1 protein-coding gene is annotated in these 265 nt (G+C 41.9%); it reads left to right on the top strand.

The window, feature by feature from the left end:
- Positions 1-20: 20 nt before the first annotated feature.
- A partial coding sequence (locus AOA61_RS30940) for a hypothetical protein (RefSeq protein WP_218197378.1) occupies positions 21-265 on the top strand: 245 nt, incomplete at its 3' end.

Here is a 265-nt window from a genome sequence, read left to right as displayed (position 1 = left end):
ATACGTATGGAGACCCTTCCTTGGATGAGGAGAAAAAAGTAGAATGGCTTGCGCTTTTAAATGAATCTGATAATTTGACTTTCAAATGGGTGGAAGAAACAGAAGCTCGTGATGCAGTGTCCACTGGAGAAGCAGGCATGGCGCTGCGACTTCTAAATGATGATTATCGAATTCTCATTGCAGTACAGGACCCAAGTAGTGTATCGGTGGAAAACTATGTTTATCAAGTGTTTGCAGAGGAACTTCGACTTCATGAAGTTGATAG

Origin of the sequence: Pseudomonas sp. 2995-1, from assembly GCF_002742505.1 — a bacterium.
Classification (GTDB): domain Bacteria; phylum Pseudomonadota; class Gammaproteobacteria; order Pseudomonadales; family Pseudomonadaceae; genus Aquipseudomonas; species Aquipseudomonas sivasensis.
The sequence above is the reverse complement of the archived record's forward strand: the minus strand, read 5'-3'. Positions and strand labels throughout refer to the sequence as shown.